The sequence below is a fragment of the Serratia sp. szju genome, assembly GCF_044594185.1.
In the GTDB taxonomy this organism is placed as follows: domain Bacteria; phylum Pseudomonadota; class Gammaproteobacteria; order Enterobacterales; family Enterobacteriaceae; genus Serratia; species Serratia bockelmannii.
The window spans coordinates 895,746-918,763 of the sequence record NZ_CP172576.1 but is presented as its reverse complement, the minus strand read 5'-3'; the positions used below and the strand labels follow the sequence as shown (position 1 = coordinate 918,763).

The following is a 23,018-nucleotide window of genomic DNA, read 5'->3' as shown; positions in this document are numbered from 1 at the left end:
ATTCCTTTAGAGCGGGGTCTGTGGTGTTTCAGCGGCGGCCGGGATTTCGGCGAAGGCCTCACCCATGCGGGTGACGGTGCCGTTATGCAGCTGCGGCGCAAACTGCACGCTGCCTGCGGTAAACAGGTTGATCACCGTGGAGCCGAGTTTGAAACGGCCCATCTCGGCGCCTTTTTCCAGCGCGATGGCGCCTTCTTCGCCGGCGGCCGGGTAGGTCCAGCGTTTGATGATGCCTTCGCGCGGCGGCGTGACGGTGCCGGCCCAGATGGTTTCGATGCTGCCGACGATGGTGGCGCCGACCAGGATTTGCACCATCGGCCCGATGTCAGTGTCGAATACGCAGATCACGCGCTCGTTGCGAGCGAACAGGTTAGGCACGTTGGCGGCGGTGAGCGGGTTGACCGAGAACAGATCGCCCGGCACATAGATCATTTCGCGCAGTACGCCGGCGCACGGCATGTGTACGCGGTGATAGTCGCGCGGTGCCAGGTAGGTAGTGGCGAACAGGCCGTTGCGGAACGGCTCGGCCAACAGGTAGTTGCCGGCCAGCAGTGCTTCCAGGCTGTAGTGGTGGCCTTTGGCCTGGAAGATTTGATCCTCGCGGATCGGGCCGAGCTGGCTGATGGCGCCATCGGCAGGCAGCGCCAGCCAGTTGGCGTCGGCGATGATCGGGCGCGCGCCATCGCGCAGCGGGCGCACGAAGAAGTCGTTGAAGGTGGCGTAAGACGTCAGGTCCGGGTTTTGCGCTTCCTGCATGTCCACGCGGTAGTAGCGGGCGAAGGTTTTGACCACCAGTTGGGTCAGCCAGCCTGCCTGTTTGTCGGCGCCCCAGCCCGCCAGGCGGGTCAGCGCCAGCTTCGGTAGCCAATATTGCAGTTTAATCTTGATGCTATCCAGCACGTTAACCTCGTGAATCAGGGTAAAGGGCGCGCATTGTAACGAGGGCCTCGCCGTCGTCAATGCTCGCCCGTCAGTGTCAGTCTGCGGCGTCCGTGAAGTTCTTGCGAACCTTCACCTGAGCCATGCTTTCCAGAATGCGGTGATAGTTGTCGAAACGCTCTTCCGCGATATCGCCTTTCTCCATCGCCGCGCGGATGGCGCAGCCGGGATCGGTATCGTGGCGGCAGTCGCGGAATTTGCAACCGCCTAAATAATCACGGAATTCGACAAAGCCGCGGGTGATTTGTTCCGGCTCCAGGTGCCACAGGCCAAACTCGCGCACCCCCGGGGAGTCGATCACGTCGCCACCGTGCTGGAAATGGTACAGCCGCGCGGCGGTGGTGGTATGTTGCCCGAGGCCCGAGACGTCGGAAACCTGATTTACCAGAATTTGCTCTTCAGACGGCGGCAGCAGCGCGTTCAGCAGGCTGGACTTGCCGACTCCCGACTGGCCGGCGAAGATGCTGATGCGCCCGGCGAGCGCCTGTTCGAATTCCGCCATGCCTTCCCGCGTCTGGCTGGAGACTTCCAGCACCCGGTAGCCAATCTTGCGATAGATATCCATCATGCCGTCGACCAGCTTGCGCGCTTCGGCGTCCAGCAGGTCAATTTTGTTGAGCACGATCAGCGGCTCGACTTCGAGCGTTTCGCAGGCCACCAGATAGCGGTCGATGATGTTCAGCGACAGCTCGGGCAGGATCGCCGACACGATGACGATCTGATTGATATTGGCGGCGATCGGTTTCACGCCGTCGTAGAAGTCCGGGCGCGTCAGCACCGAGGTGCGCTCGTGTACCGCTTCCACAATGCCTTTTACCCCTTCATGGGTGCCCAGGCCGGGGCGCCACACCACGCGATCGCCGGTGACCAGCGAACGCAGCGTGCGGCGGATATTGCAGCGGTGCTGAGTGCCATCCGGCGCCTCAACGTCGGCGTGCATGCCGAAACGGCTGATGACGACGCCTTCCTGCGGCTCGCCCAGCTGGGAATCATCCGGTTCCGGTTTGTTATCAGCGCGTTTCAGACGGCGCTGATGGTTCGCCTGCACGCGGCGTTGCTGACCTTTGGACAGTTTGTTCTTACTCACTGCGCCTCACTTGAATCGGTTTTATACCTTTACGTATACGCACAGCTGCGGCGAGGGACTAGCCCCGGGCGCAGCCTTGAACCCGTCAGGGTATATGTCGCCGATGGCGACCAAAAAGACTATGATACACGCTATTTTATATTAAATAACCGTTGTTAGCCGCCGGCTGCGGCGCGTTGCCACCGGCGGCGCCCGTCGTCTCGTCCTCACAGCGTTTTTCTCTCGGCTTTTAGGCAGGAAACATCATGACAGGAAACGAAAATAACCTGATTTGGATCGATTTGGAGATGACCGGGCTGGATCCCGAGCGTGACCGCATTATCGAGATCGCCACGCTGGTCACCGACGCCAACCTGAACATCCTGGCGGAAGGGCCGGTGATCGCCGTGCACCAATCCGACGAGCAGTTGGCCTTGATGGACGAGTGGAACGTGCGCACCCATACCGGCAGCGGGCTGGTGGAGCGGGTGAAAGCCAGCCGTCAGGACGATCGCGCCGCTGAGCTGGAAACGATAGCCTTCCTGCAGCAGTGGGTACCGGCCGGCAAATCGCCGATCTGCGGCAACAGCGTGGGCCAGGATCGCCGTTTCTTGTTCCGTTATATGCCGGAGCTAGAGGCCTACTTCCATTACCGCTATCTGGACGTCAGCACGCTGAAGGAGCTGGCGCGCCGTTGGAAGCCTGAAATTCTCGGCGGCTTTAAGAAGCAGGGCACCCATCAGGCGCTGGATGACATCCGCGAATCGGTGGCCGAACTGGCTTATTACCGCGAACATTTCATTCAGCTTTAAGGCGATGACGGCCTCTGCGGGGAAAAAACGCCGTTTTTAGCCGCTTAATTCGCCAATCTGGCGCTTTAATCGGCAATCAAACAAAAATCGCGTTTTTTTGCTTTCAGGGGCTTGCGACAAAAAGGATTTCTCGTATAATGCGCACCCCGTACCGATGAAGAATTTCGTAACGTTCCACCATCGATACGCCGGGCGGGAATAGCTCAGTTGGTAGAGCACGACCTTGCCAAGGTCGGGGTCGCGAGTTCGAGTCTCGTTTCCCGCTCCAAATTCAACAATGTCGCGATGCGGCATGATGAATAAATAAAGCAGTATCAAGCAGTACCTATGCGACGCGGGAATAGCTCAGTTGGTAGAGCGCAACCTTGCCAAGGTTGAGGTCGCGAGTTCGAGCCTCGTTTCCCGCTCCAAAAATTCAAAGGTCACGCCAGTGTTTGGTGGCCGGATGCCAAAAGCATCTCAATGCGGGAATAGCTCAGTTGGTAGAGCACGACCTTGCCAAGGTCGGGGTCGCGAGTTCGAGTCTCGTTTCCCGCTCCAATTTTCTCTTCGTTTCAAACTCAAATCCAACGCCTTATCCGGCGCGGGTTTTTGTCCCGTTTTACACGCCTGGTAAAAATGTTGTAAACAGAGTTATCCACAGCCTCTGTACATAAACTCGCCTGCCTGAAAAATCAACGTCATACAAATTAAATATTTATCTATTTGATTTATATGCTTATTTATTTATCCCAAAACGTTATGCCGATCACTTGCTCTTTTTGTTGCAGTTGAAAGACAACGTGTTTTTATTTTTATGCACAAATCCACAGAGTGAGTCTTCCGGCGATACGCCTGAATGGCGTACGCCGTCAGGCATCCCTTGGCAAACCTTTTTCCACAGCCCGTATCAGCCGCTTTTTCTGCGCCGTCTGCACCTCGATACCCTGCGCTTCGCGGCGAGCGAGCTGTTGCGCCAGCGCCCAGTGGATATGTTCATCCAGCATGGCGTCTTGGCCCAAACGCGTGCGCAGTGCGAGCACGATGCTGTCTTCGTAGGGCGCATTGCCCAGCGCCACGGCGATATTGCGCAGCCAGCGCAGGTGGCCGATGCGGCGTATCGCCGAGCCTTCGGTGATGCGCAGGAATTTTTCTTCCGTCCAGTTGAACAGATCGAGCAGCTGCGGCGCATGCAGCGCGGCGCGGGGGCTGAAATCGTCTTCGTCGGTGAGCTGAGAAAAGCGGTTCCACGGGCAAATCAGCTGGCAGTCGTCGCAGCCGTAGATGCGGTTGCCGAGCAGCGGACGGAATTCTTCCGGGATCGCGCCTTCCAGCTCGATGGTTAGGTAGGAGATGCAGCGCCGGGCATCGACGGTGTAGGGCGCGACGATGGCCCCGGTCGGGCAGGTGGTGATGCAGGCAACGCAGCGGCCGCACTGCTCTTCCTGCGGCTGATCCACCGGCAATGGCAGGTCGATCAGCAGTTCGCCGAGGAAAAACCACGACCCGGCTTCACGGTTGAGAATTAGTGAGTGTTTACCAACCCAGCCAATGCCCGCTTTGGCGGCCAGCGCGCGCTCCATCACCGGCGCAGAATCGACAAAGGGGCGAAAATTCAACTCGCCGCAGTATTCCTGGATCTGATCGCCCAGCTTTTTCAGACGCTGGCGCAACAGCTTGTGATAATCGCGCCCCAGCGCATAGCGGCTGACGTAGCCCAATTGCGGGTTCTGCAGGGTGCTGGCGAACGCCGCCTTGGCCGGCAGGTAGTTCATGCGCACGCTGATCACCCGCAGCGTGCCCGGCAACAGCTCGTGAGGGCGTGCGCGCAGCATGCCGTGGCGCGCCATCCACTCCATCTCGCCGTGGTACTGTTTGTCGAGCCAGGCCTGCAGCTTCGGCTCTTCCAGGCTGAGATCGGTATCGCAGATGCCAACCTGCTGGAATCCTAGCGATTGCCCCCATTGCTTGATATGTTGGGCGAGTTGATGGAGATCGAGGGGGTGCGTCATGACGGGCCACAGTGAAAAAGCATACGCTGACAGTTTACCACACTCTGTCTGGCCTGCGGATTGGATCCGTCGTTCGGAACCTGCGGCGGCGGCCTCGCTCGGTCTTTCTCTTTACGATTTAATGCTGCGCGCCGGTCAGGCGGCCTACGTACTGGCGCGCGACACTTATCCCTCCTGCAACCACTGGCTGGTGCTCTGTGGCCACGGCAACAACGGCGGCGACGGCTATGTGGTGGCGCGTTTGGCGAAGGCGGCGGGCGTGCAGGTGACGGTGATCGCCTGCGAAGGCGCACGCCCTTTGCCGCCGGAGGCCGCAGCGGCCCGCGAGGCCTGGCTGGCTGCCGGCGGCGACATTCTGCCGGCGAACAGCCGCTGGCCGGCGTCTGTTTCGCTCATCATTGATGGCCTGCTAGGCACAGGCCTCGGCAGCGCGCCGCGTGCGCCCTACGACGCGCTGATCGAGGCCGTCAACCGCCATTCGGCGCCGGTGGTGGCGCTCGATATCCCGTCCGGCCTGCTGGCGGAAAGTGGCGCGACGCCGGGTCCGGTCGTGCGTGCCGCGCACACCATCACGTTCATTGGCCTCAAGCCGGGTTTGCTGACCGGGCAGGCGCGCGACTGGGTCGGGCAACTTCATCAGAATACGCTAGGCTTATCGGATTGGCTGGCGAAGCAACCGGAACAGATTCAGCGGCTTACCGCCGAGGCGTTGCCGCACTGGCTGCATCCGCGGCGCCCCTGCGCCCATAAGGGCGAGCATGGCCGTCTGCTGCTGGTGGGCGGCGACCGCGGATTCGGCGGCGCCATTCGCATGGCGGCGGAAGCGGCGCTGCGCAGCGGGGCTGGGTTGGTGCGAGTGCTTACTCACATTGAGCACGTCGCGCCGCTGCTGGCGGCCCGGCCGGAGCTGATGGCGCAGGCGCTGGACGAGGCGACGCTTCGGCAGGCGATGCAATGGGCGGATGTGCTGGTGATCGGTCCGGGGCTTGGCCAGGCTGAGTGGGGCAAAAATGCCTTGAACGTGCTGCAAACCAGCGATAAACCGGCCTTGTGGGACGCCGATGCGCTGAACTTGCTGGCATTAAATCCCGAGAAACGGCAGAATCGCGTGATGACTCCGCATCCTGGAGAGGCTGCGCGGCTGTTGAGCTGCAGCACTGTCGACATCGAGAGTGATCGCTTACTTGCCGTGCGTAAGCTGACGGCACGCTACGGCGGCGTGGCGGTGCTAAAAGGCGCCGGTACGCTGATCGCCGATGAGCAGGGGCAGATGGCGATCGCCGACGTCGGCAACGCCGGCATGGCCTCCGGCGGCATGGGCGATGTGCTGTCGGGCATCATCGGCGGTTTGCTGGCGCAAAAGCTCTCGCTGTATGATGCCGCCTGTGCGGGCTGCGTCGTACACGGCGCGGCCGGCGATCGCGTAGCGGAAAGACAAGGAACAAGAGGCATGTTGGCGACCGATTTACTGCCGGACATCCTTCATTTCGTTAACCCTGAGTGGGCAAAATAGACTTTATCGAATGAAAGAACTCGTTTTACCTCTGCCGGACGAGGCAGCGACTGTCGCTTTGGGCACCACTTTGGCCAAGGCCTGCGATCGCGCCAGCGTCATCTATCTCTACGGCGACCTGGGCGCCGGTAAAACCACCTTCAGCCGTGGTTTCCTGCAGGCGTTGGGGCATCAGGGCAACGTCAAAAGCCCAACCTACACGCTGGTGGAACCCTATGCCTTGCAGCCGCTGGCGGTGTATCACTTCGATCTGTATCGCCTGGCCGATCCGGAAGAGCTTGAATTTATGGGCATTCGCGATTACTTCGCGCAAGACGCCATCTGCCTGGTCGAATGGCCGCAGCAGGGCACTGGCGTGCTGCCGGAGCCGGATCTGGCGCTGCACCTCAGCTATCAGGGCGAGGGGCGAGAGGCGAAGATCGAGGCGATTTCCGCATACGGCAGCCAGCTGTTAGACCGCATTCATGGATCACAGGGATGATGCTGCAATGACGCATGTGTTGAAAAAATTTGCGGTCATCATGCTGATCGCCGTGCTGGGGCCGCTCGGCGCGTTGAACGCGCTGGCGGCGTCCTCGCTGTCCGATATCAAAGTGTCCAACGCCCAACGCGAAGCGACGGTGTCGGTGAGCTTCAATGGTCCGCCGGACTACGCGTTTTTCCCGCTGCACGGCCCGGAGCGCGTGGTGCTTGACGTCAACCAGAAAGGCAAGGTCGGCGGCCTGCCGCTCAATTTCAGCGGCCAAAACCTGGTGAAGAGCATTCGCTCCAGCGCGCCGAAAGACGCTCAGAGCGTGCGTTTGGTGTTTGATCTGACTCAGCGCGCCAAAACCCGCGTCGCCACCCGCCAGAACGGCGGCATGCACACCGTAGTGTTCACTATCACGGCCGAAGGCAGTGCCAATACCGTAGTGCGTAAAGCGCCGGTTGCGGTCAATCCACCGCCGCGTCAGGCGCCCGTCACGGTCAGCCAGCCACCGCGCCAGGCGCCGGTGGCGGTGCGTGAAGCGCCGGAGCCGCCGCTGCGCAAAGCGCCGACGGGATCGAATCCGTTTACCAATAAACAGACCGTGGTTGCAGGCACCGCCACCGAGGTGACGCCGCGCAGTAGCCGCGTTTCCGCCGGTTCCGGCGATCGGGTGGTGGTAGCGATCGACGCCGGCCACGGCGGCCAGGATCCGGGCGCCATTGGCCCGAGCGGACTGAAAGAAAAGAACGTCACCATCGCCATCGCGCGCCGCCTGCAGGCGATGCTGGACGCCGATCCGCAGTTCAAACCGGTGCTGACGCGTAACGGCGACTATTTCATCTCGGTCATGGGGCGTTCCGACGTTGCGCGTAAACAGGGTGCCAACGTGCTGGTCTCCATCCACGCCGACGCCGCGCCGAACCGCAGCGCCAGCGGGGCTTCCGTCTGGGTGCTGTCCAATCGCCGCGCCAACAGCGAAATGGCCGGCTGGCTCGAACAGCATGAGAAGCAGTCTGAGTTGCTCGGCGGCGCCGGCGATTTGCTGGCCAACAGCCAGGCCGATCCTTATCTGAGCCAGGCGGTGCTGGACCTGCAGTTCGGCCACTCGCAGCGCGTCGGGTACGATGTGGCGGTGAAGGTGCTGCAGCAGCTGCAGAGCGTCGGATCGTTGCATAAACGCCGGCCGGAACACGCCAGCCTGGGTGTATTGCGTTCGCCGGATATTCCCTCGCTGCTGGTGGAAACCGGATTTATCAGTAATAGCACGGAGGAGCGGCTGCTGGGCAGTAGCGCGTATCAGGAGAAGATTGCCAAGGCCATTCATAACGGCCTGCGCAGCTACTTCCTGGCGCATCCGCTGCAAGCCGACCCAAAGGTGGAAAACCGACCGCTGGACGTCGCAGCGGCGGTTAACACCTCAACACCAGACGTGCGCCAGCCGGAGCCTATCGTGAGCTCGGCCGGCGCGAGCCGCAGCGTAAGCGGCAAGACTCAGATCCATGTGGTGAAACGGGCGGAGACGCTGTCCGGCATCGCCGACAGCTACGGCACGACCATGGCGGCGCTGCGGGATCTGAACAAACTGAAAAAAGACGGCGTGTGGGTCGGGCAACGTCTGAAGGTGCCGGCGGGGAAAACCGCCGCCGTCACCGCCGTCGCCAAGGCGAAAACGCCGGCGAAGAAGCCGTCTAAACATAAAGTGGCCCGCGGGGACACGCTGTCCTCTATCGCTTCTCGTTATGGGGTCAGCGTCGGCGATCTGAAACGGGTCAATAATCTGAAGTCGGACGTCGCGCCGCTGGACCGGACGCTGACCATTCCGCAGGCCTAGCGCCACCGCTACAGGAGTCAGCATGCCTATCCAGGTGTTACCGCCACAGCTCGCCAACCAGATCGCCGCCGGAGAGGTGGTTGAACGCCCCGCGTCGGTCGTCAAAGAGCTGGTGGAAAACAGTCTGGACGCCGGTGCGACGCGCATCGATATCGATATCGAACGCGGCGGTGCCAAGCTGATCCGCATTCGCGATAACGGCTGCGGCATCGGCAAGGACGATTTGGCGCTGGCGCTGGCGCGGCACGCTACCAGTAAAATCAGCACGCTCGATGACCTGGAAGCGATCGTCAGCCTCGGTTTTCGCGGCGAAGCGCTGGCCAGTATCAGCTCGGTTTCCCGTTTGACCCTGACGTCGCGCACCGCCGAACAAAGCGAGGCGTGGCAAGCCTATGCCGAAGGGCGCGAGCAGGCGGTGACGGTCAAACCCGCCGCGCACCCGGTCGGCAGTACGCTGGAAGTGCTGGATTTGTTTTACAACACGCCGGCGCGCCGCAAGTTCATGCGTACCGAGAAAACCGAATTCGGCCATATCGATGAAGTGGTGCGGCGCATCGCGCTGGCGCGTTTCGATGTGGCGATCAACCTTAGCCACAACGGCAAACTGATCCGCCAATACCGGGCGGCGAAAGAAGAGAGCCAGCACGAACGCCGTTTGGGCAGCATCTGCGGCCCGGCGTTTTTACAGCATGCGCTGAACATCGACTGGCAACACGGCGATCTGAGCATCCGCGGCTGGGTGGCGGATCCGGCGGGGGCGCGCCAGCTGGGTGAGATGCAATACTGCTACGTCAATTGCCGCATGATGCGCGATCGCTTGATCAATCACGCGATTCGTCAGGCCTATCAGGATCAGCTAAAAGACGATCAGCAGCCCGCTTACGTGCTGTATCTGGAAGTCGACCCGCACCAGGTGGACGTCAACGTTCATCCCGCCAAGCACGAGGTGCGTTTCCATCAGGCGCGGCTGGTACACGATTTTATCTACCAGGCGGTGACCACCGTGCTGCAACAGGCCGGTCAGACACCGTCGCTGCCGCTGGCGGAAACGCCCGACGAAGCGCCCGCGCCGGTCTGGCAGCAGGAAAACCGCGTCGCCGCCGGCGGCAACCATTTTTCTCAGCCGGCGCTGCGTCGCGAAACGCCGTCATCGGCCGGCGCCGTCCGCGAGCGCGCGCCGCAGTCCGGTTGGCAAACGGCGGGCGGTTACCAGAAACGCGAAGGCGAGCTGTACGGCAAACTGATGCAGCCCGCCACCGAGCCACCGGCCGATGCGACGCCGGAAGTTTCGAGCAAGCCGCCGCTGTTCCCGCCGGCGAAAGCCGCCGTGGAAACGCCGTTGGCGAGCGGACAACACAGCTTTGGCCGGGTGCTGATGATCCATCCGCCGTGCTACGCGCTGATTGAACAGCGCCAGCAGCCGGCGTTGCTCAATCTGACGGTGGCCGAACGCTGGCTGCGCCAGGCGCAGCTCAATCCGCCGACGGAAGGGCTGCGGCCGCAACCGCTGCTGATACCGATCAAGCTAACGTTGGATAAGAACGAAGCGGCGGCCATTGCACGGCATCAGGCGCTGCTGACGATGATGGGGCTGGATCTGCAGACGGATCACGGCCGTGTGACGCTGCGCGCAGTGCCTTTACCATTACGCCAACAAAATTTACAAAAACTGATACCCGAACTGTTAGGCTATCTGGCCGAACATCAGGAGATGTCGCCCGCGGTGCTGGCCACCTGGCTCGCTCGCCGTCTTGGCAGCGAACATGAACAGTGGAACACCTCGCAAGCGATACAATTGCTGACCGACGTTGAACGACTTTGCCCACAGCTGGTCAAATCGCCACCGAGCGGACTTTTACAACCCGTTGATTTACAGGCCGCACTGGCGGCCCTCAAGCATGACTAACACTGAAATGACACCACGTCCCCCGGCTATTTTCATCATGGGGCCGACCGCCTCAGGCAAGACCGCGCTGGCGATCGCGCTGCGCGAACGCCTGCCGGTGGAACTGATCAGCGTCGATTCCGCGCTGATTTACCGCGGCATGGATATCGGCACCGCCAAGCCGAGCGCCGAAGAATTGGCGCAGGCGCCGCATCGGCTGATCGATATTCGCGATCCCGCCGAAGCTTACTCGGCCGCGGAGTTCCGCGCCGACGCGCTGAAGGAGATGGCCGATATCACCGCCGCCGGGCGCATTCCGCTGCTGGTCGGCGGCACCATGTTGTATTTCAAGGCGTTGCTGGAAGGATTGTCGCCGCTGCCCTCCGCCGATCCCGCGGTGCGCGAGCGCATCGAACGCCAAGCGGCGGAGCAGGGCTGGGAGGCGCTGCACCGTCAGTTGCAGGCGATCGATCCGGTCGCGGCAGTGAGAATTCATCCGAATGATCCGCAGAGACTGTCCAGAGCACTGGAAGTTTTTTTTATTTCGGGTAAAACTTTAACGGAACTGACTCAAATTTCGGGTGAATCGTTACCGTATCAAGTTCACCAATTTGCGATAGCGCCGACCAGCCGTGAGTTGATCCATCAACGCATCGAGCTGCGGTACCATCAAATGTTGGCGGCGGGTTTTGAGACGGAAGCGCGTGCACTTTTCGCACGGGGTGATTTGCATACGGACTTGCCCTCCATTCGCTGTGTCGGTTACCGCCAGATGTGGTCATACTTGTCTGGTGAAATTAGTTACGATGAGATGGTTTATCGTGGTATTTGCGCAACACGTCAGTTGGCTAAACGTCAGATGACCTGGTTACGGGGTTGGGAGTCGGTCCATTGGTTGGACAGTGAAAAGCCGGGAGAGGCTTTGGACTCGGTGACACAGGTTGTTAGTGCATAGGTTGGGTGATTGTGTACAATTGCTGAGTATTCAGCGCGCAAATTTTTTACGTCGTTTATTTTAGAGCCGACAGGTTCTTAGTTACAAACAACAAGCAAATAAGGAAAAGATAGAATGGCTAAGGGGCAATCTTTGCAAGATCCGTTCCTGAACGCATTGCGTCGTGAACGTGTTCCGGTTTCTATTTATTTGGTGAATGGTATTAAGCTGCAAGGCCAGATTGAGTCTTTTGACCAGTTTGTCATCCTGTTGAAGAACACGGTTAGCCAGATGGTGTACAAGCACGCTATCTCTACCGTTGTCCCGTCACGCCCGGTTTCGCATCACAGCAACAACCCGAGCGGCGGTTCAAGCAACTATCACCATGGCAACAATCCGTCTGCGCAGCAACAGCCGCAGCAGGAAAGCGATGACGCTGAATAAAGCGCGTTGCAAGTCAACCATGACGGGGAGCATAAGCAGCCGCGGGCTGTTTATGTCCCCCAAACTCACGGTGAGTGTCCGTTTGAGAGGTTGCACGCTTGTTTGACCGTTATGAAGCCGGTGAGCAGGCCGTACTGGTTCATATCTATTTCTCGCAAGACAAAGATACGGAAGACCTCAACGAGTTCGAATCGTTGGTTTCCTCAGCCGGTGTCGAAGCTTTGCAAGTGGTGACTGGTAGCCGCAAAGCCCCGCATCCGAAGTACTTTGTCGGCGAAGGAAAGGCCGAAGAAATTGCAGATGCGGTGAAAGCCAGCGGCGCGTCTGTTGTCCTGTTTGATCATTCCCTTTCCCCGGCGCAGGAAAGAAACCTCGAGCGCCTGTGCGAATGCCGGGTGATCGATCGCACCGGGCTGATTTTAGACATCTTCGCCCAGCGTGCCCGCACCCATGAAGGTAAGCTGCAGGTGGAGCTGGCGCAGTTGCGTCACATCGCCACGCGTCTGGTACGCGGTTGGACGCACCTGGAGCGGCAAAAAGGGGGGATTGGCCTGCGCGGGCCGGGGGAAACCCAGCTTGAGACCGACCGTCGCCTGTTGCGCGATCGCATCAGCTTGATTCTGCGCCGTCTGGAGCGGGTAGAAAAGCAGCGTGAACAAGGCCGACGCGCGCGGACCCGTGCCGATGTGCCGACCGTATCGCTGGTGGGCTACACCAACGCCGGCAAATCCACCCTGTTTAACCGAATAACGTCTGCCGAGGTGTATGCGGCGGACCAGCTATTTGCCACCCTGGATCCTACGTTGCGGCGCATTGACGTGCCGGACGTGGGGGATACCGTGTTGGCGGATACCGTAGGCTTTATCCGGCACCTGCCGCACGATCTGGTGGCCGCCTTCAAGGCGACGCTGCAGGAAACGCGCCAGGCGTCTTTGCTACTGCACGTCATCGATGCCGCAGATCCGCGCGTCGATGAGAACATCGAAGCGGTGAACACCGTGCTGGCGGAGATAGACTCGGATGAAATTCCTACACTGTTAGTGATGAACAAAATAGATATGCTGGACGATTTTGTGCCGCGTATCGACCGCAACGACGAAAACCTGCCGATCCGGGTGTGGCTGTCCGCCGCCAGCGGAGAGGGTATTCCGTTGCTGTATCAGGCGTTGACGGAGCGCTTATCGGGGGAGATCGCGCATTACGAATTGCGCTTACCGCCACGGGCAGGCCGTCTTCGCAGCCGTTTTTACCAGCTTCAGGCGATTGAAAAAGAGTGGAACGAAGAGGACGGCAGCATTGGCGTGGTGGTGCGAATGCCGATCGTCGAATGGCGTCGTCTCTGCAAGCAAGAACAGGACCTGATTGACTTTATCGTATGATCATATCCTGTTACATTTATGCTTCGCGAAAGCCTGAAGTACCCAATCACAGAATATGGAGCTAAAACATGGCGTGGAATCAGCCCGGTAATAACGGACAGGACCGCGACCCGTGGGGGAGCAGCAATAATAATGGCGGCAACTCTGGCGGTAACAACAAAGGCGGTCGTGATCAAGGGCCACCTGATTTGGACGATATCTTCCGCAAACTGAGCAAGAAATTGAGCGGTTTCGGCGGGGGCAAAGGCTCCAACAGCAATAGCGGCGGTACCGGCACCTCTGGTCCGGGCTTCAGCGGCCGCATTATCGGTATCGCGGCGGTTGCCGTGGTGGTGATCTGGGCCGCCAGCGGCTTCTACACCATCAAGGAAGCCGAACGCGGCGTTGTGACGCGTTTCGGTAAGTTCAGCCACCTGGTGCAGCCGGGCCTGAACTGGAAGCCGACCTTCATCGATGACGTGCGTCCGGTGAACGTGGAGTCCGTGCGCGAGCTGGCGGCGTCCGGCGTGATGCTGACCTCCGATGAAAACGTGGTGCGCGTGGAAATGAACGTGCAGTACCGCGTGACCAACCCGGAAGCGTACCTGTTCAGCGTCGTCAATGCCGACGACAGCCTGAGCCAGGCGACCGACAGCGCCCTGCGCGGCGTGATCGGCAAATACTCGATGGACCGCATCCTGACCGAAGGCCGTACCGTGGTGCGTAACGATACGCAGCGCATGTTGGAAGAGACTATTCGTCCTTACAACATGGGTATCACGTTGCTGGACGTCAACTTCCAGGCGGCGCGTCCACCGGAAGAGGTGAAGGCGTCGTTCGACGATGCGATCGCTGCGCGTGAGAACGAGCAGCAATACATCCGTGAAGCGGAAGCTTACGCCAACGAAGTTCAGCCGCGTGCGAACGGCCAGGCGCAGCGTCTGCTGGAAGACTCCAAGGCTTATAAAGACCGTACCGTCCTGGAAGCTCAGGGTGAGGTGGCGCGCTTTGCCAAGCTGTTGCCGGAATACAAGTCCGCACCGCAGATTACTCGCGAGCGTCTGTATATCGAAACCATGGAAAAAGTGCTGGGCCATACCCGTAAGGTGTTGGTGAGCGACAAAGGCAACAACCTGATGGTGCTGCCGCTGGATCAGATGCTGCGCGGTCAAGGCGCGGCAACGGAGAGCGGCAACAAGGATACCAGCCTGATTCGCCTCAATCCGAATCCTGCGCCGGCTGCCAACAGCAGCGCTCCGCGTACCAGCGGCGGTTCGATTATGGATCAGCGCCGGGCGAATGCGCAGCGTGACGACACCACTCGCGTAGGGAGAGAGTAATCAATGCGTAAGTCTTTTGTAGTTATTGTCCTCGCGGTGCTGGTGGTGCTGTACGCTTCGCTGTTCGTGGTGCAGGAAGGCCAGCGCGGCATCGTGCTGCGCTTCGGCAAGGTTCTGCGCGACGGCGAAAACAAGCCGCTGGTGTATGCGCCGGGTCTGCACCTCAAGATCCCGTTCATTGAGACCGTGAAGAACCTGGATGCGCGTATTCAGACCATGGACAACCAGGCCGATCGCTTCGTGACCAGCGAGAAGAAAGACCTGATCGTCGATTCCTATCTGAAGTGGCGCATCAGCGACTTCAGCCGCTACTATCTGGCGACCGGCGGCGGCGACGTCTCCCAGGCCGAAGTGCTGCTGAAACGCAAGTTCAGCGACCGTCTGCGTTCCGAAATCGGCCGTCTGGACGTGAAAGACATCGTGACCGACTCGCGCGGCAAGCTGATGTCTGACGTGCGTGACGCGCTGAACACCGGCACCGTGGGTGACGGCGAAGAAGTGGCGACCACCGAAGCCGATGACGCTATCGCCTCTGCGGCGGCGCGCGTTGAACGGGAAACCACCGGCAAACAGCCGCAGGTTAACCCGAACAGCATGGCGGCGTTGGGCATCGAGGTGATCGACGTACGTATCAAGCAGATCAACCTGCCGGCCGAAGTGTCCGACGCCATCTACCAGCGTATGCGCGCCGAGCGTGAAGCGGTAGCCCGTCGTCTGCGCTCGCAGGGCCAGGAAGAAGCTGAGAAACTGCGCGCCAGCGCGGACTACGAAGTGACCCGTACCTTGGCGGAAGCCGAGCGTCAGGCGCGTATCACCCGCGGTGAAGGCGATGCCGAAGCGGCTAAACTGTTCGCCAACGCGTTCAGCCAGGATCCGGACTTCTATGCCTTTATCCGCAGCCTGCGTGCCTATGAAGCCAGCTTCAAGGACAACCAGGACGTGCTGGTACTGAGCCCGGACAGCGATTTCTTCCGCTACATGAAGTCGCCTGATACCCTGCGCAAATAAGCGCGGCAGGCAATCTGACCGAGGGCCCGTTTACGCGGGCCCTTTCTCGTTTTTGGGGGATGCATGAACTCAACGATTTGGCTGGCGCTCGGGCTGGTCCTGGTGCTGGAAGGGTTAGGGCCGATGCTGTTTCCGCAGGCCTGGCGCAAAATGATTGTGGCGATGTCGCAGCTGCCGGACGCGACGCTGCGGCGATTTGGTGGTGGAATAGTGGTTGCGGGCTGCGTGATCTACTACATGTTGAGCGGCCGCACGGGTCTTTAAAGTCTAGCCCAAAATTTATGCAATCGTATGCTAAAAGTGCTGAAAATCGAAAATTACGGTGGTAGAATCCATTTTTAAGCAATCGGTGATTTTGAAAAATGGGTAAGAACGTCGTCGTACTGGGCACCCAATGGGGTGACGAAGGTAAAGGCAAGGTTGTAGACCTGCTGACTGAACGGGCTCAATATGTTGTGCGCTACCAAGGTGGCCATAACGCTGGCCACACTCTGGTAATCAACGGTGAAAAAACCGTCCTTCATTTAATTCCTTCAGGTATTCTGCGTGAAAACGTCACCAGCATCATCGGCAACGGTGTTGTTCTGGCGCCGGACGCGTTGATGAAAGAAATGGGTGAACTCGAAGCGCGTGGCATCCCGGTACGCGAACGTCTGTTACTCTCTGAAGCTTGCCCGCTGATCCTGCCTTACCACGTTGCGTTGGACAACGCGCGTGAGAAAGCGCGCGGCGCGAAAGCGATCGGCACCACCGGTCGCGGCATTGGCCCGGCTTACGAAGATAAAGTGGCTCGTCGCGGCCTGCGCGTCAGCGACCTGTTCAATAAAGAAACCTTCGCCGTTAAGCTGAAAGAGATCGTCGATTACCACAACTTCCAGCTGGTCAACTACTACAAAGTTGAAGCCGTCGATTATCAGGCGACGCTGGACTACGTACTGTCTATCGCCGACATCCTGACCGCCATGGTGGTTGACGTTTCCGAACTGCTGGACGGCGCGCGCAAGCGTGGCGACCTGATCATGTTCGAAGGCGCTCAGGGCACCCTGCTGGATATCGACCACGGTACTTATCCGTACGTGACCTCTTCCAACACCACCGCCGGCGGCGTGGCTACCGGTTCCGGCATTGGCCCGCGTTATGTGGACTACGTGCTGGGCATCGTGAAAGCCTACTCCACTCGCGTGGGTGCCGGCCCGTTCCCAACCGAACTGTTCGATGAAACCGGTGAGTACCTGTGCAAGCAGGGTAACGAGTTCGGCGCCACCACCGGCCGCCGTCGTCGTACCGGCTGGTTGGACGCGGTAGCGGTGCGTCGTGCCGTGCAGATCAACTCCCTGTCCGGCTTCTGCCTGACCAAACTGGACGTCCTGGACGGCCTGAAAGAAGTGAAGATCTGCGTGGGCTACCGCATGCCGGACGGCCGCGAAGTGGACACCACTCCGCTGGCGGCTGAAGGTTGGGAAGGCATCGAGCCTATCTACGAAATCATGCCGGGCTGGAGCGAAACGACCTTTGGCGTGAAAGAGCACAGCAAGTTGCCTCAGGCTGCGCTGAACTACATCAAGCGCATCGAAGAAGTGACCGGCGTACCGGTAGACATCATTTCTACTGGCCCGGACCGCAGCGAAACCATGATCCTGCGCGACCCGTTCGACGCATAATCAGGCTTTGCGGCATTAAACAAACCGGGCGCGTCCCGGTTTGTTTTTATCCTGACTCCCTCCGATTGCGGTTTCACGTCAAAAAATCCTTTCATAAACTCGCCTTAGGGCGCGGGATCCGCTAAATAATTAGCGACGAACTCTCCGGCTGGTTTATTATCCAATGAGTAATCTTTTGAATAGCGCCGAAAAGCGGCGTATCAGACGGGTAAAGTGATACCCAGAGGTAAGATGTGCAGTTAACAAGTTTTACTGATTATGGCCTGCGGGCGTTGATCTACATGGCCTCGTTGCCGCAGGACAAGATGACCAACATCTCGGAAGTGACTGAGGTTTATGGCGTGTCCCGCAACCATATGGTGAAGATCATCAATCAGTTGAGCCGGGTCGGTTTTGTCACGGCGGTGCGCGGCAAGCATGGCGGCATTCGTTTGGGTAAACCGGCCGAGAGCATTCGCCTCGGTGACGTCGTGCGGGCGCTGGAGCCGCTTGCGCTGGTTAACTGCAGCAGTGATTTTTGCCACATCACCCCTGCCTGCCGATTGAAGCAGGTGCTCCAACAGGGCGTACAGAATTTCCTTGAAGAGCTGGATAAGCATACGTTGGCCGACATGGTCGAAGACAATCCGCCGCTCTACAAGCTATTGCTTGTCGAATAAAACGACGTTGAGAAGACAAGGCTCAACGTCATCCTGCTGATGACAACGGAGGAACCGCAATGTCACAAGATCCATTCCTGGAACGAGAAGCAGAAAAATACGAATCCCCTATCCCCAGCCGTGAATATATCCTGGCCCATTTGGCGAAACGAGAAACGCCGGCCAGTCGCGAAGAACTGGGCAACGAATTGGGCCTCAGCGGTGAAGAGCAGCTGGAAGCGCTGCGTCGCCGCCTGCGCGCCATGGAGCGCGATGGCCAGTTAGTGTTTACCCGCCGCCAGTGCTATGCGCTGCCGGAGCGTTTGGATCTGCTGCGCGGCACGGTGATCGGCCACCGCGACGGCTACGGCTTCCTGCGCGTTGAAGGCAGCAAAGACGATCTGTACCTGTCTGCCGAACAGATGAAAATGGCGATCCACGGTGATGTGGTGCTGGCGCAGGCGCTGGGTGCGGACCGTAAAGGGCGCCGCGAAGCGCGCATCGTGCGCGTGCTGGTGCCGAAAACCAGCCAGATTGTCGGCCGCTTCTTCATGGACGCCGGTACCGGCTTCGTGGTGCCGGACGACAGCCGTCTGAGCTTCGATATTCTGATCCCAGCCGACAGCGTCAGCGGCGCGCGCATGGGCTTTATGGTGGTGGTGGAGCTGACTCAGCGCCCGACCCGCCGTACTAAGGCGGTCGGCAAGATCGTCGAGATCCTCGGCGATAAAATGGGCACCAGCATGGCGGTGGACATCGCGCTGCGCACCCATGAGATCCCGCATACCTGGCCGCCGCAGGTGGAAAAGCAGGTGGCCGATCTCAGCGAGCAGGTGCCGGAAGCGGCCAAGAAGGGCCGCGTCGATCTGCGCAAACTGCCGTTGGTCACCATCGACGGTGAAGATGCGCGCGACTTCGACGACGCCGTGTACTGCGAGAAAAAACGCGGCGGTGGCTGGCGCCTGTGGGTCGCGATCGCCGACGTCAGCTACTATGTGCGTCCACGCACCGCGCTGGATGACGAAGCGCGCAGCCGCGGCAACTCGGTCTACTTCCCGTCGCAGGTGATCCCGATGCTGCCGGAAGTGCTGTCCAACGGACTTTGCTCTCTGAACCCACAGGTCGATCGCCTGTGCATGGTGTGCGAGATGACCATCTCCGCCCAGGGGCGCCTGTCCACGGCCAAGTTCTACGAGGCGGTGATGAGCTCGCACGCCCGCCTGACCTACAACAAGGTGTGGCACATTCTGCAGGGCGATCAGGAGCTGCGCGAGCACTACCATCCGCTGGTCAAGCACCTGGAAGAGCTGCACGCCATGTACAAGGTGCTGGATAAGGCGCGCGCCGAGCGCGGCGGCATCGCGTTTGAAACCGAAGAAGCCAAGTTCATCTTCAACGCCGAACGCCGCATCGAGCGCGTGGAGCCGACGGTGCGCAACGACGCCCACAAGCTGATTGAAGAGTGCATGATCATGGCCAACGTGGCGGCCGCGCGCTTCGTCGAGAAACGCAACGAGCCAGCGCTGTACCGCGTGCACGATCGTCCGAGCGACGACCACATCTCCGCGCTGCGCAGCGTGCTGAGCGAGCTGGGGCTGACGCTGGGCGGCGGCAACAAGCCGCAGCCGAAGGACTATGCGGTGCTGATGGATGAAGTGTCCGAGCGCCCTGACCACGAAATGCTGCAAACCATGCTGCTGCGTTCGATGAAGCAGGCGATTTACGATCCGGAAAACCGCGGCCACTTCGGTCTGGCGCTGGCGTCTTATGGCCACTTCACCTCGCCGATCCGCCGTTATCCGGATCTGGCGCTGCACCGTGCGATCAAATACCAGCTGGCCAAAGAACACGGCGAGCCGAAAGAGCGCTGGACGCCGACCGGCGGCTGGCACAGCGAATTCGAAGAGATGCTGCAGCTGGGTGAGCACTGTTCGATGACCGAGCGCCGCGCGGACGAAGCGACGCGCAACGTCGCCGACTGGCTGAAGTGCGACTTCATGCAGGATCACGTCGGTGAAGTGTTCAGCGGCATCATCTCCAGCGTGACCGGCTTCGGCTTCTTCGTGCGCCTGAACGATCTGTTTATCGACGGGCTGGTGCACGTATCAACGCTGGATAATGATTACTATCGCTACGATAATATCGGCCAGCGCCTGATCGGCGAGTCTTCCGGCACGGTCTATCGCCTGGGGGATACGGTGGAGATCCGCGTGGATGCGGTGCATATGGACGAGCGCAAGATCGACTTCGCGCTGGTATCCAGCACCCGCAAAGCGCGCGGTGAAGGCAAAACCGAGCGCGATCGCGCCAAGAAGGGCGGCCAGCGCACGCTGCGCGACAACGGTAGCGCGGGGCGCGGCAAGCGCCGCGGCGGCAAACCGCCGGCCAACTTCGAACCGGACAGCGCCTTCCGCAAGCAGGATGACACCAAGCCTGCGGACAACGTGAAGAAGGCGAAAAAGAAAGCCAAGAAAGCGTCCGACAAAACGCGGAAAATCGCGGCGGCGACCAAAGCCAAACGCGCAGCCAAGAAGAAAGGTGCCGAGCAGGCTTAACCTGCCGCACATCGTTATCATCGGCCGGTTATCGCCGGCCGCACGAATTTAAAAGAGCATCATGAGCGAAATTATTTACGGCATCCACGCCGTCAAAGCCCTGTTAGAGCGCGATCCGCAACGCTTCCTGGAAGTGTTTATCCTGAAAGGCCGCGAAGATCGCCGTCTGCAACCGCTGATCGCCGAGCTGGAAGCGACCGGCATCGTGATCCAGGTGGCGAACCGCCAATGGCTGGATGACAAGGTTGAAGGCGCGGTGCACCAGGGGATCATCGCCCGGGTGCGCGAAGGGCGTCAGTATCAGGAGAACGATCTGCCGGGCCTGCTGGAAAGCGTGGCGACCCCGTTCCTGCTGGTGCTGGACGGCGTGACCGACCCGCATAACCTCGGTGCCTGCCTGCGCAGTGCCGACGCAGCCGGCGTGCACGCGGTGATCGTGCCGCGCGACCGTTCCGCCCAGCTGAACGCCACCGCCAAGAAAGTGGCCTGCGGCGCCGCCGAAAACGTGCCGTTGATCCGCGTGACCAACCTGGCACGTACGCTGCGTCTGCTGCAAGAGATGAATGTCTGGGTGGTGGGCACCGCCGGCGAAGCCGACCATACGCTGTATCAGAGCAAAATGACCGGCCCGATGGCGCTGGTGATGGGCGCGGAAGGCGAAGGCATGCGTCGCCTGACTCGCGAACACTGCGACGAGCTGATCAGCATCCCGATGGCCGGCACCGTCTCTTCGCTGAACGTGTCGGTCGCCACCGGCATCTGCCTGTTCGAAGCGGTGCGTCAGCGCGGCTGATTCTTCTGACGGGGGCCCCGTGCCCCCGTTAATTCCCCCTCTTGTGATCCCGCCTGCGGCAGAAATCTCTGCGCCGACCATACTTATCCCTGACGCTTTTTTCAGGGAGCACTCTCATGGTCTGGACTACGCACACCGTTTTTAACCAACCCAAGCCGCTGGGCAACAGCAACCTGTTTCTCTCCGATACGCCGCTGCGCGAAGCGTTGCAGCGTGAACAAGGCGGTTGGGACGCCGAGGTATTGGCCTCGCTGGGCCAGCAGCTCGGTACCCAGGAGTCGCTGGAGCTGGGGCGGCTGGCTAACGCCAACCCGCCGGAACTGTTGCGCTACGACGCCACTGGCCAGCGGCTGGACGACGTTCGCTTTCACCCCGCCTGGCATATTCTGATGCAGGGCCTGATCGCCAATCGGGTGCACAACCTGCCCTGGCAGGAGGATGCGCGCATCGGTTCCTTCGTGGCGCGCGCCGCGCGCTTTATGCTGCATGCGCAGGTCGAGGCCGGCACGCTGTGCCCGGTGACCATGACCTTCGGCGCCACGCCGCTGTTGCTGCAGGCTTTACCGGCCGAGTTTCGCTCCTGGCTGACGCCGCTGCTGTCGGACCGTTATGACGCTCACCTGCTGCCGGGCGGGCAAAAGCGCGGTCTGCTGATCGGCATGGGCATGACGGAGAAACAGGGCGGCTCCGATGTCTTGAGCAATACTACCACCGCCACGCCGCTCGGCGCGCGCGGGCCGGGCGAAGCCTACCGGCTGGTGGGGCACAAGTGGTTCTTCTCAGTGCCGCAGAGCGATGCGCACCTGGTGCTGGCGCAGGCCGAAGGCGGGCTGTCCTGCTTCTTCCTGCCGCGCATTTTGCCGGACGGCAGCCGCAACGCCATTCGCCTTGAGCGGTTGAAAGACAAGCTGGGCAACCGCTCCAACGCCAGCAGCGAGGTGGAGTTTCAGGATGCCACGGCCTGGCTGCTGGGCGATGAGGGCGACGGCGTGCGGCATATCCTGAAGATGGGCGGCCTGACCCGTTTCGACTGTTCGCTGGGCAGCCACGGCCTGATGCGCCGCGGGCTGTCGGTGGCGCTGTATCATGCGCTGCAGCGGCAGGCGTTCGGCAAGCTGTTGATAGAACAACCGCTGATGCGCCAGGTCTTGGCGCGCATGGCGCTGCGGCTGGAAGGGCATACTGCGTTGCTGTTCCGGCTGGCTCGCGCCTGGGAAAGCCGCAGCAATGAAGGCGAACTGATCTACAGCCGTCTGCTGACGCCGGCGGCCAAATACAGCATTTGCCGCCAGGGCATGCCGTTCATCGCCGAGGCGATGGAGGTGCTGGGCGGCATCGGTTACTGCGAGGAGAGTGAACTGCCGCGCCTGTACCGTGAAATGCCGGTGAACAGCATCTGGGAGGGCTCTGGCAACATCATGTGTCTGGACGTGTTGCGCAGCCTGCACAAACTGCCGGGCGCGCTCGAGATGTTGCAGTTCGAGCTGCAGCCGGTGCGCGGCCAGAATCGGTTGTTCGATCGCGCCTGGCGGCAGTGGCAGCAGCGTGCCCGGCAACCGCGTGAAGAGATGGGGCGGCTGCTGACCCAGCAGCTGTTCGACCTGTGCTGCGCCGCGCAGCTGCTGCAGCACGCCAGCCCGCAGATCGCCGACGCCTGGTGTCATCTGACGCTGGATCACCGTGGCGAGAGCCTGCTGTCGGCCGAGGTGTGCGAACTGCTGCTGAACCGCGCCATCGGCGGTTAGGGAAAAGGGTGGCGCCCGGCGGCGAAAACCTTTTTA

General features: G+C 60.5%; 19 protein-coding genes and 3 tRNA genes. 19 read left to right on the top strand and 3 right to left on the bottom strand.

The window, feature by feature from the left end; all coding sequences use genetic code 11:
- Positions 1 to 6: 6 nt before the first annotated feature.
- Positions 7 to 900 (bottom strand): archaetidylserine decarboxylase, encoded by an 894-nt coding sequence (gene asd, locus RE418_RS04460; RefSeq protein ID WP_025305014.1) that lies wholly within the window; start codon positions 898 to 900, stop codon positions 7 to 9.
- A gap of 76 nt (positions 901 to 976) precedes the next feature.
- Positions 977 to 2,026 carry a small ribosomal subunit biogenesis GTPase RsgA gene (rsgA, locus tag RE418_RS04455; protein ID WP_004929686.1) on the bottom strand — a complete coding sequence of 350 codons (1,050 nt, stop codon included), beginning with the start codon at positions 2,024 to 2,026 and terminating at the stop codon, positions 977 to 979.
- Between the two features lie 245 nt (positions 2,027 to 2,271).
- Between rsgA and orn the strand changes: the two genes are divergently transcribed.
- The 4 genes from orn to RE418_RS04435 all read left to right on the top strand — a co-directional run bounded on the left by orn (position 2,272) and on the right by RE418_RS04435 (position 3,357).
- Entirely contained in the window at positions 2,272 to 2,817 is a 546-nt protein-coding gene (orn, locus tag RE418_RS04450; protein WP_004929689.1) for an oligoribonuclease, read from the top strand.
- 192 nt (positions 2,818 to 3,009) lie between these two features.
- Positions 3,010 to 3,085 (top strand) — tRNA-Gly (locus RE418_RS04445).
- 66 nt (positions 3,086 to 3,151) lie between these two features.
- Positions 3,152 to 3,227 (top strand) — tRNA-Gly (locus tag RE418_RS04440).
- A gap of 54 nt (positions 3,228 to 3,281) precedes the next feature.
- Positions 3,282 to 3,357, top strand: a tRNA-Gly gene (locus RE418_RS04435).
- Positions 3,358 to 3,668: 311 nt separating this feature from the next.
- On the opposite strand, the gene queG is transcribed toward RE418_RS04435, so the two are convergent.
- Positions 3,669 to 4,808, bottom strand: a complete 1,140-nt coding sequence (gene queG, locus RE418_RS04430; protein WP_025305015.1) for a tRNA epoxyqueuosine(34) reductase QueG — start codon at positions 4,806 to 4,808, stop codon at positions 3,669 to 3,671.
- On the opposite strand from queG, the gene nnr reads away from it, so the two are divergent.
- The 15 genes from nnr to RE418_RS04355 all read left to right on the top strand — a co-directional run bounded on the left by nnr (position 4,807) and on the right by RE418_RS04355 (position 22,982).
- Positions 4,807 to 6,321 carry a bifunctional ADP-dependent NAD(P)H-hydrate dehydratase/NAD(P)H-hydrate epimerase gene (gene nnr / locus RE418_RS04425; RefSeq protein WP_213928277.1) on the top strand — a complete coding sequence of 505 codons (1,515 nt, stop codon included), beginning with the start codon at positions 4,807 to 4,809 and terminating at the stop codon, positions 6,319 to 6,321. The two genes, queG and nnr, sit on opposite strands and share 2 nt — an antisense overlap.
- A gap of 10 nt (positions 6,322 to 6,331) precedes the next feature.
- Positions 6,332 to 6,802, top strand: a complete 471-nt coding sequence (gene tsaE, locus RE418_RS04420) for a tRNA (adenosine(37)-N6)-threonylcarbamoyltransferase complex ATPase subunit type 1 TsaE (protein WP_025305017.1) — start codon at positions 6,332 to 6,334, stop codon at positions 6,800 to 6,802.
- A gap of 7 nt (positions 6,803 to 6,809) precedes the next feature.
- Positions 6,810 to 8,621, top strand: a complete 1,812-nt coding sequence (amiB, locus tag RE418_RS04415; RefSeq protein WP_089181564.1) for an N-acetylmuramoyl-L-alanine amidase AmiB — start codon at positions 6,810 to 6,812, stop codon at positions 8,619 to 8,621.
- Between the two features lie 22 nt (positions 8,622 to 8,643).
- On the top strand, positions 8,644 to 10,527 hold the full coding sequence (mutL, locus tag RE418_RS04410; RefSeq protein ID WP_399675862.1) for a DNA mismatch repair endonuclease MutL: 1,884 nt from the start codon (positions 8,644 to 8,646) through the stop codon (positions 10,525 to 10,527).
- On the top strand, positions 10,520 to 11,461 hold the full coding sequence (gene miaA, locus RE418_RS04405; RefSeq protein WP_025305020.1) for a tRNA (adenosine(37)-N6)-dimethylallyltransferase MiaA: 942 nt from the start codon (positions 10,520 to 10,522) through the stop codon (positions 11,459 to 11,461). Before mutL ends, miaA begins: the two co-directional genes overlap by 8 nt.
- Positions 11,462 to 11,575: 114 nt before the next feature.
- Complete coding sequence (hfq, locus tag RE418_RS04400) at positions 11,576 to 11,884, top strand: RNA chaperone Hfq (protein WP_004933678.1); 309 nt, start codon at positions 11,576 to 11,578, stop codon at positions 11,882 to 11,884.
- 98 nt (positions 11,885 to 11,982) lie between these two features.
- The gene (gene hflX / locus RE418_RS04395) at positions 11,983 to 13,263 is read left to right on the top strand and encodes a ribosome rescue GTPase HflX (protein ID WP_004933675.1); all 1,281 of its coding nucleotides are present in this window, start codon (positions 11,983 to 11,985) and stop codon (positions 13,261 to 13,263) included.
- A gap of 68 nt (positions 13,264 to 13,331) precedes the next feature.
- Positions 13,332 to 14,582, top strand: coding sequence for an FtsH protease activity modulator HflK (gene hflK / locus RE418_RS04390; protein ID WP_025305021.1), 1,251 nt, complete (start codon positions 13,332 to 13,334; stop codon positions 14,580 to 14,582).
- Between the two features lie 3 nt (positions 14,583 to 14,585).
- The gene (gene hflC / locus RE418_RS04385; protein WP_004933669.1) at positions 14,586 to 15,590 is read left to right on the top strand and encodes a protease modulator HflC; all 1,005 of its coding nucleotides are present in this window, start codon (positions 14,586 to 14,588) and stop codon (positions 15,588 to 15,590) included.
- Between the two features lie 63 nt (positions 15,591 to 15,653).
- Positions 15,654 to 15,854 (top strand): DUF2065 domain-containing protein, encoded by a 201-nt coding sequence (locus RE418_RS04380; RefSeq protein WP_004933666.1) that lies wholly within the window; start codon positions 15,654 to 15,656, stop codon positions 15,852 to 15,854.
- A gap of 98 nt (positions 15,855 to 15,952) precedes the next feature.
- Positions 15,953 to 17,251, top strand: coding sequence for an adenylosuccinate synthase (locus RE418_RS04375; protein ID WP_025305022.1), 1,299 nt, complete (start codon positions 15,953 to 15,955; stop codon positions 17,249 to 17,251).
- 233 nt (positions 17,252 to 17,484) lie between these two features.
- Positions 17,485 to 17,910 (top strand): nitric oxide-sensing transcriptional repressor NsrR, encoded by a 426-nt coding sequence (gene nsrR / locus RE418_RS04370; RefSeq protein ID WP_025305023.1) that lies wholly within the window; start codon positions 17,485 to 17,487, stop codon positions 17,908 to 17,910.
- Between the two features lie 59 nt (positions 17,911 to 17,969).
- The gene (rnr, locus tag RE418_RS04365) at positions 17,970 to 20,444 is read left to right on the top strand and encodes a ribonuclease R (protein ID WP_049208605.1); all 2,475 of its coding nucleotides are present in this window, start codon (positions 17,970 to 17,972) and stop codon (positions 20,442 to 20,444) included.
- 61 nt (positions 20,445 to 20,505) lie between these two features.
- A complete protein-coding gene (rlmB, locus tag RE418_RS04360; RefSeq protein WP_025305025.1) occupies positions 20,506 to 21,237 on the top strand; it encodes a 23S rRNA (guanosine(2251)-2'-O)-methyltransferase RlmB in 732 nt (243 codons plus the stop codon).
- 116 nt (positions 21,238 to 21,353) lie between these two features.
- On the top strand, positions 21,354 to 22,982 hold the full coding sequence (locus RE418_RS04355) for an isovaleryl-CoA dehydrogenase (protein ID WP_025305026.1): 1,629 nt from the start codon (positions 21,354 to 21,356) through the stop codon (positions 22,980 to 22,982).
- Positions 22,983 to 23,018: the final 36 nt, after the last annotated feature.

Bases quoted from the DNA above. Each gene is read 5' to 3' on its own strand.
- mutL (WP_399675862.1), top strand. From the start codon at position 8,644: ATGCCTATCCAGGTGTTACCGCCACAGCTCGCCAACCAGATCGCCGCC.
- hflK (WP_025305021.1), top strand. From the start codon at position 13,332: ATGGCGTGGAATCAGCCCGGTAATAACGGACAGGACCGCGACCCGTGG.
- rlmB (WP_025305025.1), top strand. From the start codon at position 20,506: ATGAGCGAAATTATTTACGGCATCCACGCCGTCAAAGCCCTGTTAGAG.
- queG (WP_025305015.1), bottom strand. From the start codon at position 4,808: ATGACGCACCCCCTCGATCTCCATCAACTCGCCCAACATATCAAGCAA.
- RE418_RS04380 (WP_004933666.1), top strand. From the start codon at position 15,654: ATGAACTCAACGATTTGGCTGGCGCTCGGGCTGGTCCTGGTGCTGGAA.
- miaA (WP_025305020.1), top strand. From the start codon at position 10,520: ATGACTAACACTGAAATGACACCACGTCCCCCGGCTATTTTCATCATG.
- amiB (WP_089181564.1), top strand. From the start codon at position 6,810: ATGACGCATGTGTTGAAAAAATTTGCGGTCATCATGCTGATCGCCGTG.
- orn (WP_004929689.1), top strand. From the start codon at position 2,272: ATGACAGGAAACGAAAATAACCTGATTTGGATCGATTTGGAGATGACC.
- rnr (WP_049208605.1), top strand. From the start codon at position 17,970: ATGTCACAAGATCCATTCCTGGAACGAGAAGCAGAAAAATACGAATCC.
- hfq (WP_004933678.1), top strand. From the start codon at position 11,576: ATGGCTAAGGGGCAATCTTTGCAAGATCCGTTCCTGAACGCATTGCGT.
- tsaE (WP_025305017.1), top strand. From the start codon at position 6,332: ATGAAAGAACTCGTTTTACCTCTGCCGGACGAGGCAGCGACTGTCGCT.
- RE418_RS04375 (WP_025305022.1), top strand. From the start codon at position 15,953: ATGGGTAAGAACGTCGTCGTACTGGGCACCCAATGGGGTGACGAAGGT.
- hflC (WP_004933669.1), top strand. From the start codon at position 14,586: ATGCGTAAGTCTTTTGTAGTTATTGTCCTCGCGGTGCTGGTGGTGCTG.
- RE418_RS04355 (WP_025305026.1), top strand. From the start codon at position 21,354: ATGGTCTGGACTACGCACACCGTTTTTAACCAACCCAAGCCGCTGGGC.
- nnr (WP_213928277.1), top strand. From the start codon at position 4,807: ATGACGGGCCACAGTGAAAAAGCATACGCTGACAGTTTACCACACTCT.